This is a genomic window from Flavihumibacter cheonanensis (genome assembly GCF_022352215.1).
GTDB lineage: Bacteria > Bacteroidota > Bacteroidia > Chitinophagales > Chitinophagaceae > Flavihumibacter > Flavihumibacter cheonanensis.
The window spans coordinates 1,891,394-1,909,611 of sequence record NZ_JAKRWF010000001.1 but is presented as its reverse complement, the minus strand read 5'-3'; the positions used below and the strand labels follow the sequence as shown (position 1 = coordinate 1,909,611).

Below are 18,218 nucleotides of genomic sequence, written 5' to 3'. Positions count from 1 at the left end.
AATGGAGTTTAATTTCCTGTCCACAATTGACCTGTTGGGTACGTTTGCGTTTGCGGTATCCGGGGCATTTGCGGCTATTGAAAAGAAACTGGATCCTTTTGGTGTTATAATTCTTGCTTTTATTCCTTCTATTGGTGGTGGTTCGATTCGTGATATCCTGATTGGGGATTTGCCGGTTGCATGGCTTAGCAACAATATCACGATTGCAGTCATACTACTAGCCGCAGTATCTGTTTTGTTGTTTGCATCCCGCCTGAAAAAAATGGAACCTGTGCTAACGGTATTTGATGCGTTGGGATTAGGCTTGTTCACACTGGTGGGAATTGAAAAAGGATTGCTTTGGGGGTACCCTCCCGGTATCTGCATTTCTCTTGGTGTGATGACTGGTTGTTTTGGAGGTGTTATAAGAGATGTGGTGTTAAATAATGTTCCCTATCTTTTTCGCAAAGAGATCTATGCATCTGCTGCTATTCTGGGAGGAATCCTTTACTTTCTGCTGAAAAACACAACGCTTTCAATTGAGCTGATTAATATATTCTGCATCCTGGTAATCTTTTCAATCCGAATGCTGGCATTGCGATATCGTTGGAAGTTACCTGCTACCTATCGGTAGCAGGTAAGGGAGGAATGGAAGATGGAGTATAGGAAGATGCCTCCCTTCCTCCATTTCTCCATCTTCCCTTCCTCCATTACTTCCGTACACTCAACTGGTCCGAATGCATCACCAGCTTCCAGATATCACTTCTGACCAGGGTGCGGGTTTGATCAATCTGACCACTCAGGCGAATAAAATCGATATTGTTCGGAATGTTATTAAACGCTTCCTCATATTTTGGATCGATGATTGCAGCGGGATTATCAAAAAAATTAGCGGTTACGAAGTCGAACTCTGCGTTATTAGTAAACGGCAGAAACTTTTCATACAATGCCCAATCGGTCAATGCTCCAATTTTAATGCGTTCCTGGTGAATTGGATAAAATACCTGTGATTCCATCCTGACGTATTCATCTCTTTTTCCGGCCAGGGGCTTCATGAAATCGATCTGCACAAATTTTGATACCGGTGTTTTAGGGTCAAGTCCGGCCCGGTGAATAAAGATTTCTTTTCTCACAGGAACGCGGTACTCCTGAAGCTGGCCAAAGATCTGCTCAAAAGCAGGCTCTTTTGGACTTTTAATCTTATTATAGTAATCTTTCAACGAATTGGAATTGTCAATCATATCGCTGAATCGGGTGGTAACCTTTACTCCAATAAAGTCATACGGTTGCTTGTTTTCAGGGCTCACGATTACCTCATAAAAATACCAGCCCTGGATGGTATTGTCACGTACCATAGCTTCATAAATGCGCAGACCATAATTCCTGACAAGATTGAGGTAGGCATCCGTTTTTCCCTGGGTAACTTTGTACATCGTTACTTCCAGGTAGACCGGAATTTTAGGACTCTGCGATCGAACCTGATTGGGAAAGACAAGCGCTACAAACAGAAATAAAATTGCGAATATGGCAAAAAAGAGGTTTCGTCGGCTTGTTGTATAACAGGCGGAGCATCGTTGATAAATGGCTTCCATATACAAAGATTGAGGGTGATGAATCACTTTGAATATGGTGCGGAATAATAGGGACGGAGCAGGTGCGGAAACTGTACCAGTAAGTTACATCAATTACTGCGCATATCCATAAATCCATAAAAAAACCTAGCACTAAGCCAGGTTATGAAAAACTTTCTGAACATCTTCGTCCTGTTCCAGTTTGTCAACGAGCTTCAGAACTTCCTGTGCCTGTTCTTCACCTAGTTCAACCGTATTTTGGGGAATCCATTCCACTTCGGCACTGATTGTAGTGAGGTTTTTTTCTTCCAGTGCTTTTTGCATGTTTCCAAAATCGGTGAACCCACACCGTAAGACCATTACTTCCTCCCCATTTTCGCCTGTTCCTTCTCCCAGTTCTTCCAGGCCAAAATCAATGAGTTCAAGTTCCAGGTCCTCCGCGTTCAAACCTTCAGGCTTTAATTTGAAAACACCCATCTTCTTAAATTGAAAGCTTACGCTTCCACTGTTTCCCAGAGTGCCATTTCCTTTATTGAAAATCGCTTTTACGTTTGCAACTGTGCGTACATGATTATCTGTTGCGGTTTCAACGAGGATGGCCACCCCATGTGGGCCGTATCCTTCATATAGAATTTCCTCATAGGTTTCCATATCCTTGCCCTGTGCTCGCTTAATGGCTGCTTCTACCCGGTCTTTCGGCATGTTTACGGATTTCGCATTCTGCATGCAGCGACGAAGAGCGGGGTTTGTATGCGGGTCGGGGCCCCCGGCTTTTACGGCGATGGCGATCTCTTTTCCAATTCGGGTAAATTGTTTGGCCATGCGGTCCCAGCGGGCAAACATGGTAGCTTTACGAACTTCAAAAATGCGACCCATATAAATGTATTACTGGTTTGTTAGATTGTTCTTATGGTCGGCAAAGGTACAATAAAGAAAAAATTTTCAGTACTCCGAATAAAAAAAGAGACTGTCGCAATTCAGGCTGACAGTCTCTTTCGGGATATTATTTAATGCTGTAATTATCCTTCGAAATCCGATTTTTTGGGAAGGATCTCTCCAGGAGTATGACCCGGATCATTGAGCTTGGAGTTTTTCCTGCCATACAGGAAATAAACTACAATACCTACCACCATCCAAATAATTGCAACTTCCAGTGTTTGTGCATCCAGGGCAAAAATCATAGCGCTGCATACGAGCACACCCATGATTGGAACAAACGGTACCCAGGGAGTGCGGAAGGGGCGTTTTGTGTTAGGTTCGCTTTTACGCATCAACCAAACACCTGCACTTACCAGAACGAAAGCGAAAAGGGTACCGAAACTGGTGAGGTCACCAGCTACATGTCCGGGTACAAATGCGGCAAATAATCCAACAAAAACAAACAGGATCCAGTTGGCTTTATAAGGTGTTTTGAATTTCGGATGGAGATCTCCAAATACCTTTGGTATCAATCCGTCGTTACTCATAGTAAAAAAGATTCGGCTTTGTCCCATTAGCATCACCAGGATAACCGAGGAGAATCCTGCCAGGATGGCTATAGTAACGGCGGTGGATAACCATTGATAACCGTGCATGTATTCTGAAATGGCATAAGCAACGGAAGCTTCACGACCCTTAACCGGATCCACAAAATCGGTCCAGGGAGCAACTCCGGTTAAAACGTGTCCAAATAAAATATACAATACGGTACAAACTGCCAGTGAGCCCAGGATTCCAATCGGCATATCGCGGGCAGGATTTTTAGCTTCCTGAGCTGCCGTACTAACCGCATCAAATCCGATAAAAGCAAAGAACACGATAGCGGCACCACCCAGGACTCCGCCCCAGCCATGTTTGAAAACTCCGGAATAATCAGCGATCGTTTTACCTGCCTGGTCTTTAAATTCCGGAGTTCCTGCAGGAATCAAATAGGGAGTATGATTTGCGGGATCTATAAACTGCCAGCCTACTGCAATAAAAATCAGTACAATAGCAACTTTAATGAATACGATAATAGCATTCACCATGGCAGACTCCTGAGTTCCTTTAATCAACAAGAGTGTTAGAAGCAGCAGGATTACTAAGGCGGGTGCATTAATGATTCCCTGGTGCAGCACTCCATTTGAATCTGTAAAACTTTCAAATGGAGAATGCGACCATTCATAGGGTATTCGTCCCCCCAGCAACGTATTTAAATATTCACTCCATGCAATAGAAACAGTAGCTGCCCCGAGCGCGTATTCCATGATAAGCGCCCAGCCAATGATCCAGGCGATCAGCTCACCCATGGTAACATAGGAATAAGCATAGGCACTTCCTGCAATGGGAATCATCGCAGCGAATTCTGCATAACAAAGTCCGGCAAATGCGCAACCGATAGCGGCAATGATAAATGAAATTGTTACTGCTGGTCCGGCCGCCTGTCCCGCAGCAGCGGCAGTTCTTACAAACAAACCGGCGCCAATGATGGCGCCTATTCCAAGTGCAACCAGGTTGGTAGCCCCCAATGTTCGTTTTAAACCTTTTTCTGAATCAGCAGCCGACGCCAGCAGAGCGGACAGGGATTTTTTCCTGAATAAACTCATATCAGTTTTAATTGTGTTTTGATAAGCTGTTTAGAAGGGCGTAAAATAAATAATTATTTAATTCGCAGCCGCTAAACTTTGAATGGAAGCGGATTTCGGCCGATTATTTTGGTAGCATCAGGAATTTTTCGAATTTTCGGCCTTCCGTTCAAAAGCTTAAGCACCTAAAATGACGAAAAAGAACAGGTTGACCCTTTACATTCTGATTGCGATGGTATTGGGTATTATCGTTGGATATATCGTTCACAAGAATGCTGCTCCTGAATTTATTGCCTCTTTTTCGGAGAAAATAAAACTGCTGACCACCATCTTTTTACGACTGGTTCAGATGATTATTGCTCCACTTGTTTTCTCTACACTGGTGGTTGGTATTGCCAAATTGGGTGATTTGAAAACGGTAGGGAGAGTAGGAGGAAAAGCATTGCTCTGGTTTGTAACGGCTTCTTTGATTAGTCTGCTTATCGGAATGGTACTGGTGAATTTCTTTCAGCCTGGCTCCGTTATCAATTTGGGAAATGCAGATACAAGCAATGCAGAGGACCTGATTGGAAAGACAAAAGTGTTTTCCCTTCAGAATTTTGTTGAACATGTATTTCCGAAAAGTGTTGTAGAAGCAATGGCAACCAATGAGATACTCCAGTTGGTTGTATTCAGTATATTTTTTGGAGTTGCAGCTACTGCCATGGGCGATTATGCAAAACCAGTGATAAAGGCATTAGATGGTGTAGCACATATTATCCTTAAAATGGTAGGATATGTGATGGCATTTGCGCCGCTGGGTGTATTTGGCGCACTGGCTGCTGTAATAGCAACCAATGGCTTAAGCATCTTTAGTTTTTATGGCCTCTATATGCTGTATTTCCTGATTGGAATCGCAGCATTGTGGATGGTCTTACTTGCAGTTGGCTATTTTATTCTGGGTAACCGTGTTCCTGTTTTATTGAAGAGAATTGCACAGCCATTGTTGATTGCATTCAGCACTACTTCCAGTGAAGCGGTATTTCCGAAACTGACAGAAGAACTGGAGCGCTTTGGATGCAAGGATAAAATTGTTGCTTTTATTTTACCACTTGGTTATAGTTTTAACCTCGATGGAAGTATGATGTATATGACCTTTGCCAGCCTCGCTATAGCACAGGCATATGGTATTCACCTGGATCTTGGAACACAGCTTACCATGCTACTGGTACTGATGTTAACCAGCAAAGGGATTGCCGGTGTACCACGCGCTTCGCTGGTTGTTGTAACCGCAACCTGTGCCATGTTTGGTATTCCTGCCGAAGGAATCGCACTTATTCTGCCAATAGACCATTTTTGTGATATGTTCCGAAGCATGACTAATGTACTTGGAAATGCACTGGCCACTTCTGCGGTAAGCAAGTGGGAAGGAGAATTAGAGAGTTAACGATAGAAAAAAAGATGATGAAGATGAAGAAGTTGTTTCTGTTGATGGTATTTGTTTTTGTTTGTAGTGGCCTTATTGCACAGAAGGAGATCCGTTTGCGGGTTATAAATCAGTATGAATCTTCCGTTGGACAATTTACCCTGATACAGGGTGCCAACTCAAAAGAGTTTGTTGCTGATAAAGAGGGATTTGTGCTCCTGCCGCTCGATTCCGTACAGGAAGTAAAAATTACAGCACCTGTACATGATACCATAAGTTTCAGTTATGCCAAATTAGACAGAACGAAAACAGTGGTGCTGACAAAATCATTTGATTGGAAAGATCTGCTGAACCCGATGTTTTACATCGTGATGGGTGGACTCTGGATCATCCTGCTGATTGTATTTGCGGAAACCGGGTTGTTCGCGGGGTTCTTTTTGCCAGGCGACAGTCTGCTTTTTGTAGCCGGTATCTATAGTACCAACCTGATAAATGAATTGTTCAAATCATTCGGTCTGGATTGGCAGCGAGGAGAATGGTTTGACCTGCTGCTACTGGTTACGCTTATTTCTTTTGCCGGAATTATAGGTAATACAGTAGGGTACTGGTTCGGAAGAAAGATTGGTCCAACTATGTTCCGCTGGAAAGACAATTTCTTTTTCAAAAAACACTACCTGGAACAGGCGCATGAATTTTATGATAAACATGGTGGTGGTGCGATTGTTTTTGCGCGCTTCCTGCCCATTGTTCGGACCTTTGCACCGATCATTGCAGGAATTGTTGGAATGGATAAAAAGAAATTCGCCTTTTACAATATTCTGGGTTGTATCGCATGGGTGGTAAGTATGATATTTGCTGGACATTTTTTACAGAAATGGGTGCAGGCGCAGTTTGGCTTCGACCTGAAGGACCACCTCGAAGCGATCATTATTGTGATAGTGCTGGTTACAACTGCACCTGTGTTGATTAAGCTGATTACAGGGCGGAAGAAGAAAAGTGAGACCTGAGACCTGAGATGTGAGACATATGAAAATTCTGATTATACGGTTTTCGTCTATTGGTGATATTGTTCTAACAACTCCGGTTATGCGCTGCGTTAAAAAGCAGGTGCCGGATGCGGAAGTGCATTTTTTGACCAAAAAGAATTTTGCATCTGTGGTTAGAGCAAATCCGTATATCGACAAACTCCATTTACTGGATGAATCACTGGATAGCACAATCGCCAAACTTGCAGAAGAAGGATTTGACTGGGTGATTGATCTGCACCACAATCTCCGGACCTTGCGAATCAAGAAAGCGCTGAAATGTTCTTCGAAGAGTTTTAATAAACTCAATATCCAGAAGTGGTTGCTTACGAATTTCAAGCTGAATTTTCTTCCGCAAAAGCATATAGTTGATCGCTACCTGGAAACCGTTTCGCACCTGGGAGTGAAAAATGATGGTGCAGGGCTCGATTATTTTATTCCTGCCGGCGAAGAAATAAAACCTGCAGATTTACCGGTTTCCCATCAACTCGGGTATATTGGTCTGGTAGTAGGGGCGGCCCATGCTACAAAACGATTGCCCCTTCATAAATTGAAAGAGCTGGTGCAATTGATTGATCATCCCCTGGTAATATTAGGTGGACCGGAAGATCGTTCAACGGGTGAAGTACTTGCAGAACTGGACCCAATCAGGGTGTATAATGCATGTGGAAAATTCAGTTTGAATGAATCTGCTGATCTTGTAAGAAAGGCCAAACTGATTATCACGAACGATACCGGACTCATGCATATCGCTGCAGCTTTTAGAAAACCGGTGATTTCAGTGTGGGGTAATACCGTTCCGGCATTTGGCATGACTCCCTATATCAATCAGTTAGGGGCTCCAGCAGTTTTGGTTAATGGAATATCATTACCTATAACAGGAAATTCAAATGGAGGAACCGACCAGGTGGAGGTTAACGGGCTTGGTTGCAGGCCCTGCTCTAAAATTGGACACGATACCTGTCCGAAAGGTCATTTCAAGTGCATGGAACAAATTGATTTGCAGGACCTGCATAAAAAAACGCGGCAATTGCTTGCCGCGCGCTAACCATTCAAATTCCAAAAAGGTCTGCCATATTTTTATTTGGCAAATGCACCGGTCCATTCTCCGGCTGCATTAAATATGTTGAAACCCACCATGGAATCTTCGCAGAAAAAAGTGCGGGTCCATTCATCCTGCAGGTTAAAATAATTGTAAGTGTTCGTACTTGTTTTAACCAGGTATCCTTTCCAGATTCCCTTGTCGTCAAAATCCAGCACAACAAACTGATTAGCTATTACGAGGTATCCGGTTAATTTATTTTCCTTATCAAACATGTAATAACCTTTCCAGTTCTGGTTGGTGAGCGGGTGCAGACTGAAAGAATACATGGGATTGATGCTCTGGTTATGAAGCGGACTAAAATCCTTGTTGAATTTTGGATTGATGAGTTTGTTTTTATCCGGATTAATGCCCTCGTTCATAGCCGGATTGATGTTCCAGTTGTGTTTGGGATTGATACGGAAATTTTTCTCGGGGTTAATACGGGGATTGTCAGCAGGGCTAATCGTCTTATTAACCTGCGGGTCGCGTTGTTTGGGTAATTCAAGGGGTTCCTGGGCGAGGACACTAATTCCCAACACACTAAATGCTAATACGAGTAAGGGCTTGATCATGCTCTTTTTGTTTGTATAGGTTACAGAAATCGGCCTTCAAGGCTTTGGTAAACCGGGTATAACCCTAAGAGCTTTAAATAGGTGTTGGAGAGATAGCAGTACAAATCTAATAGAATACTCTTGCCATCAAAATAGTTGGGCTTGTTTTTTTTAAGAAATTAAAAAAAAATTCGATGAATGAAATAAAAAAAGCCGCACAGGGCGGCTTTGTATTAATTCTAATCAGTTGGCTTAGAGAGTTTTAAGAACATCGTTCATAGTACGAACGGCTTCTGCACTTTTGTTGAACAAAGCCTGCTCTTCAGCATTCAGTCCGAATTCAACAATTTTTTCCCAGCCGTTCTTTCCAATTACCACCGGAACACCCAGGCAGATGTCAGAAAGCCCATATTCACCTTCCAGTGCTACGCAGCAGGTGAAGAGTTTTTTCTCATCGCGCACAATGCTTTCCACCAGGGCCGCACCAGCTGCTCCGGGAGCATACCATGCTGAGGTTCCGATTAGTTTGGTAAGCGTAGCACCCCCAACCATGGTGTCTTTTACGATTGCTTCCTGGTCGTTTTGTGAAAGGAAATTCGTGACCGGAACAGAATTCCAGGTGGCGTACCGGATCAATGGAATCATGGTAGTATCACCATGACCGCCCACTACAACTGCATTCAGATCAGAAGGTGAGCAGTTCAGGCGTTGGCTGAGCTGGTATTTGAAACGGGCACTATCCAATGTTCCTCCCATACCGATGATTCTGTTTTTAGCGATACCTGTTGCCTGCAATGCCAGGTAAGTCATGGTATCCATCGGGTTGGATATGATAATGAAAATAGCGTTAGGGGAATATTTCAGAATATTTTCGCAAACGGTACGTACAATGCCTGCGTTAGTGCCGATCAATTCTTCACGTGTCATCCCGGGTTTACGGGGAATACCGGAAGTTACCACTACCACATCACTGCCGGCAGTTTTACTGTAATCATTGGTGCTTCCAATAATACGGGTATCAAATCCGAGCAGGGTAGCAGATTGCATCATATCCTGCGCCTTTCCTTCGGCTAATCCTTCTTTGATATCTAATAAAACCAGCTCTTCACAGAGTTCCTTTCTGGCAATGTTGTCTGCACAGGTAGCTCCTACGGCTCCGGCACCAACTACGGTAACTTTCATGGAAATAAAATTATGCGGTGAAATAATAATTTGCGGTGCAAAGATAGGACTTGCAACTACTTCTGTTCATTTAAAAGAAGCAAGAATCAGGTCTGTTTTGGTATTCCCTTCAAATACTGAGATCAGTTGTCCCTTTTTATCATAGAGGGCAATGAACGGAAGGTTTCTGATCCTGAAATAAGGAGGTAGAAAATATTTCTCATCTCTGCCTATATATATGTTTTTCCATTCATCCAATCTGAAGGACTGGTAAAATCCTTTCAACTCTTCCAGCGGCTGGTAGGTTGCCAGTACAAAATTATAAGCTTTCAATTCTTCCTTTACCTGTTTCATCCAATCCATTTGCTGTAGGCAGTGGTTGCAATCCGGGCTAAAAAACATAAGGATCGTGCCCCGGTTTTTTAGCAGGTTATCGCGTTTGATTGCTTTCCCATCCAGCCCTTTCAATTCAAAAGGGGGGAGGTTTTTAAAACGTTCATAAGGAGCAGGTGTGGCGGTTGCCTGCTCCTGGGAAAAGCTGAATTCCTGTAGTGCAGTTAGTAAAAGGATCGTCAGAACAAATCTGCCCAAAGGTTCAAAGGCCTTATTTAGTAAGCTGTATCGGTACATGCGTGCTTGTTGATTTTCCATAAAAATAGGCTGCCGGTTCCTATTAAATTCATTAACTATTTTTTTTAGAATTTAATTTGGAATTATCTACGAAAATATCGTAGGTTTACGAAAACTTCGTAGAAATGGAAAAGTTGAGTTTACCCGAAGAACAGGCAATGCAGGTGATCTGGCAAACAGGGGAGGGCAATGTAAAAGCCTTTTTGGAGAAAATGAAAGACGCGCCGCCTTATACCACCCTGGCATCTACAGTTAAAAACCTGGAGAAAAAAGGATTTTTAAAAAGCCGGTTGATTGGCAATACCTATGTCTATCGGGCAGCCATAAGCGAAGAGGAATATAAAAAGCGGTTTATGACCGATTTTATCAAAGGTTATTTTGATAATTCCTATAAGGCGATGGTGAATTTTTTTGTGCAACAGGATCAATTGAGCAAGGAAGAATTGAAAGAAATCCTGGACATGATAGAAGGCAAAAAAACAAAGTGAAATCATGAATGACATGCTTCTATACCTGGTGAAATTTACCCTCAGTTTATCGCTGGTAACGATTTTTTACCAGTTGTTCCTGCGAAAGCTGACCTTCTATAACTGGAACAGGTGGTATTTGCTGGTTTATCCCTTAGGTTGTTTCATGCTTCCATTACTGGATATTGGTTGGTGGCTGGAAGCTGACAGGGTCGATTTGAGCGCATTGCAGCAACTGCCGGCATTGGGTAACTGGACGCCTACATCCGCCACTGTCAGTTCAGTAAATTTCAATTATTGGTATTTACTAAATGGAATTCTCGTTTCCGGTTCAATAATAATGGCCATACGCATTCTCATACAGTATCTTTCTTATCGTCGCTTATCCAAAAGAGCTGCATTGTTGGGTGGAGAGGATATAAAATTGTATGCAGTACCGGAAAAGATTATTCCGTTTTCCTTTGGACGTTCTGTTTATATCAATCCTGCTTTGCACAGTGAAGCGGATTTAAATGATATCATTCGCCATGAAATGGTACACGTTCGGCAGCATCATACCGCGGACATGATGTTGGCTGAGTTCCTGTTGGTGTTGAATTGGTTTAATCCGTTTGCCTGGATACTTCGGCATGCCATCCGGCAAAACCTGGAATTCATTGCAGACCGGCAGGTACTAACACATGGCGTTGATCGGAGGCAATATCAATACCTCCTGGTAAAAGTGGTGGGCCAGCGCAATTTCAGCATGGCCAGTCACCTCAATTTTTCAGCATTAAAAACAAGAATTGTTATGATGAACAAAATCAGATCAGCGCGTATTCACCTGCTAAAGTTTGCATTTGCGGTGCCGCTGGCCGCCATACTATTATTGGCCTTTAGAAAAAAGCAGGAATTACAGGAAATTCCTGAATCAGTCAATTCATCAGCGTTACTGCGCCTGGTACAGGACGAGGGACAGGTTGCAGAAAACCGAAACGACACGGTGCCTTCTTCGAAGAAATCTTACCTGGCCGGGCCAACCGATAAAGGATATCACATTCGGATAACCGAAAAGAATGGGGTTGGAGAAGTTACCATTCTTGATCAGAAAAAAAAGAAGGTAAAATCCATGTCTTTGGAGGAATGGAATGCCAATAAGGCACAATATGAGAAGCAGTATGGGGAACTGCCACCACCACCGCCCCCGCCTCCTGCACCTCCTGGCCCCGCTAAGGCATCCCCAGTTGCTCCTTCGGCGCCAGTTTCACCCGTAGCGCCTGCCCATCCAGCGGTACCTGCTGCGCCACCGGTTCCCGTTAAGCAAAATTTGTTAGTGATAAGCGAAGGGGATTCAAAGGTGGTAGTGGATGAGGAACAAAATGCAACAATCAGTGGTAGTCGGGTTAAACTGAATATGCCAAAAGATGGAGGGCCTCTTTATTTTGTAAACGGTAAGGAATGGACAAAAGAAGACGTATCTCTAATCGATCCCAATAGAATCAAAGCAATCCATGTTTTAAAAAACGAGCAGGCAGTTGCAAAGTATGGGGAGAGGGGAAAAGAAGGAGTTATCCTGATCGATACAAAATCAGAAAATGTTGTTGTTGAACCAGGGAGTAAACTTGAACCCATAACCGTTACAGGCTTTGCAAAATCTGAATCCAGTCCGCTGTACATCGTAGATGGTAGTGAAATGAGTCCGGATGAATTTAAGAAAATGAAACCGGAGTCTATTGAGTCCATCACCGTTTATAAAGACAAAAAGGCGATTGAACGATTTGGAGCTAATGGGAAAAACGGGGTGATTGTAGTGACGAGAAAAAAACAGTGATCTGCTAAAAATTTGCTGGCTATTGCCGAATTGCAGTAATTTTGCTCCCTTACTAATTGTATATAGCAGAAAACTGTAATTAATTATGGCAAATACCTCCGATATCAGCCGTGGCCTGATTATCAAACTCGATGGAAGCCTTTACAAGATCGTTGAGTTTGGAGAAAACAAGACTGCACGTGCAGCCGCCAAGGTTTGGGCAAAGCTGAAAGGTGTGGACAATAACCGTACGATTGAACAAACCTGGAACAGTGGCGATACCATTTATCCCATTCGTGTAGAACGGAAGAATTTTCAGTTCCTCTACAAAGATGACAGCGGTTATAATTTCATGGACAATGAAACCTTCGAACAAATCGTTGCCCAGGAGAATTTGGTCGATGCTCCCCAGTTCTTAAAAGACGGCCAGGAAGTATCCGTACTTGTAAATACAGAAACCGATACTCCTATGAGCATTGAACTGCCGGATAAAATAGTGCTGAAAGTAACCTACAGCGAACCCGGCATGAAAGGGGATACGGCTACCCGTACCCTGAAGCCTGCAACTGTGGAAACCGGTGCAACCGTAATGGTTCCGCTTTTTGTAAACGAAGGGGAATTGATCCGCGTAAATACCAAAACCGGTGACTACGTGGAGCGTGTAAAAGAGTAAATTTTTAATGAAAGATGTGAGTGCCCCTCTGCGGAGGGGCATTTTCCTTATCTTAGCCGCCTAAATTGATCACCAACTGTAAATTCAGTACAATGGATTTCAAACAAATTCAGGAGTTGATCCGATTGATCAACAAGTCGAACATCGGTGAACTGACGATTGAAGAAAAAGGGTTCAAGGTCACGATTAAGCAAAAACAAGACAACATTCAGCAGGTGGTTGCTGCTCCCATGTATGCTCCGGCTGCACCTGCGGCACAGGCGCCAACTGCTCCTGCTGCTGCTTCTCCGGCTACTACTGCACCCGGTGGCAATGGAGATAAACCTAAATCCGCTGACGCAGTTCCAAGTAATCTGATTACGATTAAAAGTCCCATGATCGGTACGTTCTACCGTCGTCCCTCACCCGATAAACCACTTTTTGTTGAAGTAGGAGATGAAATTAATCCAGGTAAAGTGGTTTGTATTATCGAAGCCATGAAACTCTTCAATGAGATCGAAAGTGAGATAAAAGGTAAGGTAGTAAAGATCCTGGTAGACGATGCGTCTCCGGTTGAATACGACCAGCCTTTATTCCTGGTAGAACCCGCTTAATGCACTAATTCTTTCCGAAGATGTTTAAAAAAGTATTAATCGCTAACCGCGGTGAAATTGCGCTTCGGGTTATTCGTACCTGTCGGGAGATGGGTATAAAAACCATTGCGGTCTATTCCACAGCGGATAAGGATAGTTTACACGTAAAATTTGCCGATGAGGCAGTATGTATCGGTCGCCCTCAAAGCGCTGATTCCTATCTCAATATTCCGCACCTGATGGCGGCGGCAGAAATCACCAATGCGGATGCTATTCACCCCGGATACGGATTCCTCGCCGAGAATGCACGTTTTGCTGAAATCTGCGGTGAACACGGCATAAAATTTATCGGCCCTCAGCCTGACCAGATTCGTTCTATGGGCGATAAAATCACTGCAAAGGAAACCATGATTCGTGCAGGGGTTCCGGTAATTCCCGGTTCAGAAGGGCTTCTTGACAGTTTGGAGGAAGCCTATTCTATTGCCGAAAATATGGGTTACCCGGTCATTCTGAAAGCGACTGCCGGTGGTGGTGGTAAAGGGATGCGGGTAGTTTGGCAGAAGGAAGAAATGGAGCGTGCCTATAATACTGCCAAAGCGGAGGCCCTGGCAGCTTTCAAAAATGATGGCGTTTACATGGAGAAATTCGTGGAAGAGCCCCGTCATATTGAAATCCAGGTTGCGGGAGACCGCTATGGAAAAGTCTGCCACCTGAGTGAAAGAGATTGCTCTATCCAGCGCCGTCACCAGAAATTGGTTGAGGAATCTCCTTCACCTTTCATGACGCCTGAATTACGCCAGGCCATGGGTGATGCCGCTAAAAAAGCTGCTTCCGCTATCAACTATGAAGGCGTTGGTACGATCGAATTCCTGGTAGACAAACACCGGAATTTCTATTTCATGGAGATGAATACCCGTATACAGGTGGAGCACTGTGTAACGGAAGAAGTAATCAATTTTGACCTGATCAAGGAGCAGATAAAGATTGCAATGGGTGAATCCATCAGCGGACGGGATTATGAACCCCAGATGCATGCGATTGAATGCCGGATTAACGCAGAAGATCCCTACAATGATTTTCGTCCAAGTCCGGGTCGGATTACAACACTTCATACCCCTGGTGGTCACGGGGTGCGGGTAGACAGCCATGTCTATGCCGGTTATACGATTCCTCCTTATTATGACTCCATGATCGGGAAACTGATTACGGTTGCGCGTACCCGTGATGAAGCCATCAATACCATGTATCGGGCCTTGAGCGAGTATGTAATCGAAGGTGTAAAAACAACCATTCCCTTCCATTTGCAACTCATGCAGAATGATGATTTCCGCAGCGGAAATTTCACGACGAAGTTTTTGGAGACGTTTAAGATGAAATAAAGTGAAAGGTGAAAAGTGAAAGGTGAAAGACGTCAAAGGGAAATAAGGTGAAAGATATAAATAGCAAGCCGCTCCATAAAGGGGCGGCTTTTTTCACTTCCTTCGTTTCACAAAATTTCACCTTTCACCTTTCACTTCCATATCGCCTGCAACAACAGCTCATTAAAATTCACCAATGAGCCCAGTTTCAAATCGGCGGCGCTCCATTTTGGTTGGTGAAAAACTTCGGGAGCGGGCACTACCACACATTTCATTTTAGCGGCTTTGGCTGCGATAAGGCCGTTGAAGGAATCTTCAAAAACCAGGCATTGCATGGGTTTTACCTGTAATTGCCCGGCACAATGAATAAATACTTCCGGGTGTGGTTTACCATAAGCCAATTCTCCTGCAGAACTAATCTTCTGAATATAGGATCCGATACCGAGTTTTTGAATAACCATTTCGATCATCCGCATGGGTGATGAGGACGCGATCGCGATAGGATACCCTTTTGTACGGAAAAACTCAAGGATCGTTCCAGCACCGGGCATGGGTTCACCCTGCAAACGGATTTTTTCCATAGCAGCTTCTTCTATTGTCGTAATTGCTTTGGGTGCATATTCAGGATCAATTCCAAACTGGTGAAACCAGTAGTCAATCCATTCAGGTGTTCGGAGTCCGGTACTGGTTACATATTGTTCATGTGTAAGCTGAATTCCGAACAGTTTAAGGGTTTCCATGCCAGCCTGCTGCCATAACGGTTCGGAGTCGATCAGCAAGCCATCCATATCAAAAATTACAGCATTTTGAGACATGCGCAAATATACTGTTTGAGCTTTTGATAAAACCGTTATTGTATTGTCAAATCCTTATATTGCAACTGGTTAGCACACCCAATTTCAATGCATGAGTCAATTCATCGACCGATTGAAACAAATCAGACTGGTTCGTAAACTGGTATATGCGATTGTCGGATTCGTATCGTATCCCGGACTGGTATGGTTCAATAAACTCAAAATTTCTGGTACGGAGCATCTGGAGAAATTACCCCGTAACAATGTATTGTTTGTAAGTAATCACCAGACATACTTTGCAGATGTAATCACCTTCCTCCATATTTTTTGTGCCGTAAAATGGGGAAAGCGAAATGAACTGGGTATTCCCTATTACCTGCTCAACCCCTTCACCAATGTGTATTATGTGGCTGCGGAGGAAACTATGAAAGGAAGTTTGATCAGTAAGTTTTTTATGCTGGCAGGCGGACTAACTGTAAAGCGTACCTGGAGACAGGGGGCAACGGAAGTTAGACGGGGACTTGATCCTTCTGATACCCGAAAAATTGAACGGGCGCTTCAGGGCAGCTGGGTGATTACTTTTCCACAGGGAACAACCAAGGCTTTCGCGCCGGGCAGAAAAGGAACCGCATTGATTATTAAAAAAAATCGTCCGATTGTTGTACCGGTAGTTATAAACGGCTTCTGGCGGGCGTTCACCAAAAAAGGGTTGAGCTTCAAAAAGCGGGGATCCCTGCTTACCGTTCGTTTTAAAGAACCGCTGCAAATAGATTATGAAGCGTCCAATGAAGAAATCCTGGAGCAGATCATGGACGCCATTGAACAAAGTAAAAAATTCATGATGAAAGTTCCGCACCTGGCAGAGGCGCTAAAAGAACAGCAGCTTCGCCGGGAAAGCAAAGCTGCTGAACAATCCGGAAATTAAGCTTCGCTGAACAGCGCTTTCAATTCAGTGGCATCTGCCGCCTTCATTTTTCCTCCCAGGATCAGTCGAAGTTGTCTTCTGCGCAGCGCTCCGTCGTACAATTTTTTCTCCTGATCTGTTTCCGGTTCTAAAACAGGCACCGGACGTGGTTTCCGATTGGGGTCCAGTGCAACGAAGGTATAATAAGCTTCATTGCTTTTATAACGGTATTGATGCGTAAGGTCTTCTCCCCAAACACTCAGGTGGATTTCCATAGAGGTGGTAAAAGCACGGGTCACTCTTGCTTCAATATGTACCACATTACCCAGTTTGATTGGTGATTCAAAGGAGATATTATCCACGGAAGCGGTAACCACAGGTGCATTACAATGTTTGCCTGCAGCCAATGCTGCTGCAATATCCATCCAGTACATCAGCCGTCCGCCCATCAGGTTCCCAAATACATTGGTATCGTTGGGTAATACCAGTTCTGTCATGGTTACCTGGCTTTCAGCCGGTTTTTTCTTTTGCATAAGCTAGATTTTATCCGGCCGCAAACTACGCCAGTTTAAGAACTTTACTGCCAGATTTTTAATCAGATCCTGATCTGCTCTAACTGATGCAGGAATGCATCGTCCACATCTGCTCCCAGGCCGGGTGCGTCAGGCAGTTCAACCAGGAATCCGTTATAAGTAATGCCTCCTGTAACGGGATCTGCTTTATGCCCCAGCAGGCAGGTGTCCATATCATAAAATGCGACATTCCGATGAGCCGTTGCAAAATGTGCGCAGGCGGTAACAGCCAGTCGGCTTTCGAGCATACCACCCATCATGCAGGGAATAGTTCGTTCTGCACAGGCGCGATTGATTTCAATTGCTTCCAGCAGTCCGCCACTTTTCGAAAGTTTGATATTCACATACTGACAGGCGTCCGAATCAATCAGGCGAATGGCATCCCGGTGATCAAAAACAGACTCATCTGCCATGATTGGAACGGGAGAAAGGGCTTTTAGTTGCGGGCCCAGGTGATCGTTATAGGCACGCATGGGTTGCTCACAAAACTGGATGTTGTATTGTTGCATCCCGGTGAGCGCCTGCACAGCGCCTTCGAAACTCCAACCCTGGTTGGCATCAATTCGCAATACAACAGCATCACCAACGGCTTCGCGGATCGCTTTCACTCTGGCAATATCGGTAATTGGATCCTTACCCAATTTGATCTTGATAATGCGGACTCCGTTGCTTACATATGCTACGGCTTTTGCTGCCATCGATTCAACCGTATCAATTCCAATAGTAAGATCGGTCTCCATCCGGATTGTTGAGCTTCCTCCGAGAAATCGATACAGCGGTTGATTGGCTGTTTTGGCGGCCAGATCGTAAAGGGCCATGTCAAATGCACTTTTTACGGTTGAGTTGCGTGCAGTAAAGAGATGGAGTTCCTGCATGCGATCTGCAATCGCCAGGGGATCTTTTCCTTTCCAGAGTTTGGCAAAATCCTGTGCCATCACATAACAGGTGGATTGGGTTTCTCCCACAATCATCGGGAAAGCGGAACATTCTCCCACACCATAAATACCTGCATCCGTGTGGACACGAATGAACAGATTCTGTGCAAAATCCATGGTTCCCGTAGCAATCGTAAAAGGCTCCATTGGAATGCTATAGCGATAAATGTCAATATGTGTAATGATCATACGTAAATGAATGACC

At 44.1% G+C, this 18,218-nt stretch carries 19 protein-coding genes; 10 read left to right on the top strand and 9 right to left on the bottom strand.

Annotated features, from left to right (window positions below; all coding sequences use genetic code 11):
- Position 1 precedes the first annotated feature (1 nt).
- Entirely contained in the window at positions 2-613 is a 612-nt protein-coding gene (locus tag MD536_RS08465) for a trimeric intracellular cation channel family protein (protein WP_239597782.1), read from the top strand.
- A gap of 76 nt (positions 614-689) precedes the next feature.
- Here MD536_RS08465 and MD536_RS08460 read toward each other — a convergent pair whose 3' ends face one another.
- From MD536_RS08460 to MD536_RS08450, 3 genes are all read right to left on the bottom strand, one after another.
- Complete coding sequence (locus MD536_RS08460; RefSeq protein WP_239597780.1) at positions 690-1,571, bottom strand: hypothetical protein; 882 nt, start codon at positions 1,569-1,571, stop codon at positions 690-692.
- 132 nt (positions 1,572-1,703) lie between these two features.
- Positions 1,704-2,426 carry a YebC/PmpR family DNA-binding transcriptional regulator gene (locus tag MD536_RS08455; RefSeq protein ID WP_239597778.1) on the bottom strand — a complete coding sequence of 241 codons (723 nt, stop codon included), beginning with the start codon at positions 2,424-2,426 and terminating at the stop codon, positions 1,704-1,706.
- 143 nt (positions 2,427-2,569) lie between these two features.
- Positions 2,570-4,114, bottom strand: coding sequence for an APC family permease (locus tag MD536_RS08450; protein ID WP_234864392.1), 1,545 nt, complete (start codon positions 4,112-4,114; stop codon positions 2,570-2,572).
- Positions 4,115-4,283: 169 nt separating this feature from the next.
- Here MD536_RS08450 and MD536_RS08445 point away from each other — a divergent pair, with 169 nt between their 5' ends.
- The 3 genes from MD536_RS08445 to MD536_RS08435 are packed head-to-tail and all read left to right on the top strand — an operon-like array spanning position 4,284 to position 7,571.
- Positions 4,284-5,519 (top strand): dicarboxylate/amino acid:cation symporter, encoded by a 1,236-nt coding sequence (locus MD536_RS08445; protein WP_239597777.1) that lies wholly within the window; start codon positions 4,284-4,286, stop codon positions 5,517-5,519.
- Between the two features lie 23 nt (positions 5,520-5,542).
- Complete coding sequence (locus tag MD536_RS08440) at positions 5,543-6,505, top strand: DedA family protein (protein ID WP_239597775.1); 963 nt, start codon at positions 5,543-5,545, stop codon at positions 6,503-6,505.
- A gap of 19 nt (positions 6,506-6,524) precedes the next feature.
- Positions 6,525-7,571 carry a glycosyltransferase family 9 protein gene (locus MD536_RS08435; RefSeq protein WP_239597774.1) on the top strand — a complete coding sequence of 349 codons (1,047 nt, stop codon included), beginning with the start codon at positions 6,525-6,527 and terminating at the stop codon, positions 7,569-7,571.
- 32 nt (positions 7,572-7,603) lie between these two features.
- On the opposite strand, the gene MD536_RS08430 is transcribed toward MD536_RS08435, so the two are convergent.
- The 3 genes from MD536_RS08430 to MD536_RS08420 form a co-directional block, all read right to left on the bottom strand.
- The gene (locus MD536_RS08430; RefSeq protein ID WP_234864388.1) at positions 7,604-8,179 is read right to left on the bottom strand and encodes a hypothetical protein; all 576 of its coding nucleotides are present in this window, start codon (positions 8,177-8,179) and stop codon (positions 7,604-7,606) included.
- Positions 8,180-8,410: 231 nt separating this feature from the next.
- Complete coding sequence (gene mdh, locus MD536_RS08425) at positions 8,411-9,340, bottom strand: malate dehydrogenase (RefSeq protein ID WP_239597772.1); 930 nt, start codon at positions 9,338-9,340, stop codon at positions 8,411-8,413.
- A gap of 66 nt (positions 9,341-9,406) precedes the next feature.
- Positions 9,407-9,970 (bottom strand): TlpA family protein disulfide reductase, encoded by a 564-nt coding sequence (locus tag MD536_RS08420; protein WP_239597771.1) that lies wholly within the window; start codon positions 9,968-9,970, stop codon positions 9,407-9,409.
- 104 nt (positions 9,971-10,074) lie between these two features.
- Here MD536_RS08420 and MD536_RS08415 point away from each other — a divergent pair, with 104 nt between their 5' ends.
- From MD536_RS08415 to accC, 5 genes are all read left to right on the top strand, one after another.
- Positions 10,075-10,437, top strand: a complete 363-nt coding sequence (locus MD536_RS08415; RefSeq protein ID WP_239597769.1) for a BlaI/MecI/CopY family transcriptional regulator — start codon at positions 10,075-10,077, stop codon at positions 10,435-10,437.
- A gap of 4 nt (positions 10,438-10,441) precedes the next feature.
- Positions 10,442-12,226, top strand: coding sequence for a M56 family metallopeptidase (locus tag MD536_RS08410; protein WP_239597768.1), 1,785 nt, complete (start codon positions 10,442-10,444; stop codon positions 12,224-12,226).
- A gap of 85 nt (positions 12,227-12,311) precedes the next feature.
- Positions 12,312-12,878, top strand: a complete 567-nt coding sequence (gene efp, locus MD536_RS08405; protein WP_239597766.1) for an elongation factor P — start codon at positions 12,312-12,314, stop codon at positions 12,876-12,878.
- A 92-nt stretch (positions 12,879-12,970) separates the two neighbouring features.
- Positions 12,971-13,471, top strand: a complete 501-nt coding sequence (gene accB / locus MD536_RS08400; RefSeq protein ID WP_239597765.1) for an acetyl-CoA carboxylase biotin carboxyl carrier protein — start codon at positions 12,971-12,973, stop codon at positions 13,469-13,471.
- A 20-nt stretch (positions 13,472-13,491) separates the two neighbouring features.
- The gene (gene accC / locus MD536_RS08395; RefSeq protein WP_239597760.1) at positions 13,492-14,829 is read left to right on the top strand and encodes an acetyl-CoA carboxylase biotin carboxylase subunit; all 1,338 of its coding nucleotides are present in this window, start codon (positions 13,492-13,494) and stop codon (positions 14,827-14,829) included.
- Between the two features lie 131 nt (positions 14,830-14,960).
- On the opposite strand, the gene hxpB is transcribed toward accC, so the two are convergent.
- Complete coding sequence (gene hxpB, locus MD536_RS08390) at positions 14,961-15,623, bottom strand: hexitol phosphatase HxpB (RefSeq protein ID WP_239597759.1); 663 nt, start codon at positions 15,621-15,623, stop codon at positions 14,961-14,963.
- Between the two features lie 91 nt (positions 15,624-15,714).
- Here hxpB and MD536_RS08385 point away from each other — a divergent pair, with 91 nt between their 5' ends.
- On the top strand, positions 15,715-16,527 hold the full coding sequence (locus MD536_RS08385) for a lysophospholipid acyltransferase family protein (RefSeq protein WP_234864379.1): 813 nt from the start codon (positions 15,715-15,717) through the stop codon (positions 16,525-16,527).
- Here MD536_RS08385 and MD536_RS08380 read toward each other — a convergent pair.
- Positions 16,524-17,039 (bottom strand): acyl-CoA thioesterase, encoded by a 516-nt coding sequence (locus MD536_RS08380; protein ID WP_239597750.1) that lies wholly within the window; start codon positions 17,037-17,039, stop codon positions 16,524-16,526. The genes MD536_RS08385 and MD536_RS08380 overlap by 4 nt on opposite strands.
- A gap of 62 nt (positions 17,040-17,101) precedes the next feature.
- Positions 17,102-18,202, bottom strand: coding sequence for a mandelate racemase/muconate lactonizing enzyme family protein (locus MD536_RS08375; protein WP_239597748.1), 1,101 nt, complete (start codon positions 18,200-18,202; stop codon positions 17,102-17,104).
- Between the last annotated feature and the right edge of the window lie 16 nt (positions 18,203-18,218).

Bases quoted from the DNA above. Each gene is read 5' to 3' on its own strand.
- MD536_RS08465 (WP_239597782.1), top strand. From the start codon at position 2: ATGGAGTTTAATTTCCTGTCCACAATTGACCTGTTGGGTACGTTTGCG.
- MD536_RS08460 (WP_239597780.1), bottom strand. From the start codon at position 1,571: ATGGAAGCCATTTATCAACGATGCTCCGCCTGTTATACAACAAGCCGA.
- MD536_RS08455 (WP_239597778.1), bottom strand. From the start codon at position 2,426: ATGGGTCGCATTTTTGAAGTTCGTAAAGCTACCATGTTTGCCCGCTGG.
- MD536_RS08450 (WP_234864392.1), bottom strand. From the start codon at position 4,114: ATGAGTTTATTCAGGAAAAAATCCCTGTCCGCTCTGCTGGCGTCGGCT.
- MD536_RS08445 (WP_239597777.1), top strand. From the start codon at position 4,284: ATGACGAAAAAGAACAGGTTGACCCTTTACATTCTGATTGCGATGGTA.
- MD536_RS08440 (WP_239597775.1), top strand. From the start codon at position 5,543: ATGAAGAAGTTGTTTCTGTTGATGGTATTTGTTTTTGTTTGTAGTGGC.
- MD536_RS08435 (WP_239597774.1), top strand. From the start codon at position 6,525: ATGAAAATTCTGATTATACGGTTTTCGTCTATTGGTGATATTGTTCTA.
- MD536_RS08430 (WP_234864388.1), bottom strand. From the start codon at position 8,179: ATGATCAAGCCCTTACTCGTATTAGCATTTAGTGTGTTGGGAATTAGT.
- mdh (WP_239597772.1), bottom strand. From the start codon at position 9,340: ATGAAAGTTACCGTAGTTGGTGCCGGAGCCGTAGGAGCTACCTGTGCA.
- MD536_RS08420 (WP_239597771.1), bottom strand. From the start codon at position 9,970: ATGGAAAATCAACAAGCACGCATGTACCGATACAGCTTACTAAATAAG.
- MD536_RS08415 (WP_239597769.1), top strand. From the start codon at position 10,075: ATGGAAAAGTTGAGTTTACCCGAAGAACAGGCAATGCAGGTGATCTGG.
- MD536_RS08410 (WP_239597768.1), top strand. From the start codon at position 10,442: ATGAATGACATGCTTCTATACCTGGTGAAATTTACCCTCAGTTTATCG.
- efp (WP_239597766.1), top strand. From the start codon at position 12,312: ATGGCAAATACCTCCGATATCAGCCGTGGCCTGATTATCAAACTCGAT.
- accB (WP_239597765.1), top strand. From the start codon at position 12,971: ATGGATTTCAAACAAATTCAGGAGTTGATCCGATTGATCAACAAGTCG.
- accC (WP_239597760.1), top strand. From the start codon at position 13,492: ATGTTTAAAAAAGTATTAATCGCTAACCGCGGTGAAATTGCGCTTCGG.
- hxpB (WP_239597759.1), bottom strand. From the start codon at position 15,623: ATGTCTCAAAATGCTGTAATTTTTGATATGGATGGCTTGCTGATCGAC.
- MD536_RS08385 (WP_234864379.1), top strand. From the start codon at position 15,715: ATGAGTCAATTCATCGACCGATTGAAACAAATCAGACTGGTTCGTAAA.
- MD536_RS08380 (WP_239597750.1), bottom strand. From the start codon at position 17,039: ATGCAAAAGAAAAAACCGGCTGAAAGCCAGGTAACCATGACAGAACTG.
- MD536_RS08375 (WP_239597748.1), bottom strand. From the start codon at position 18,202: ATGATCATTACACATATTGACATTTATCGCTATAGCATTCCAATGGAG.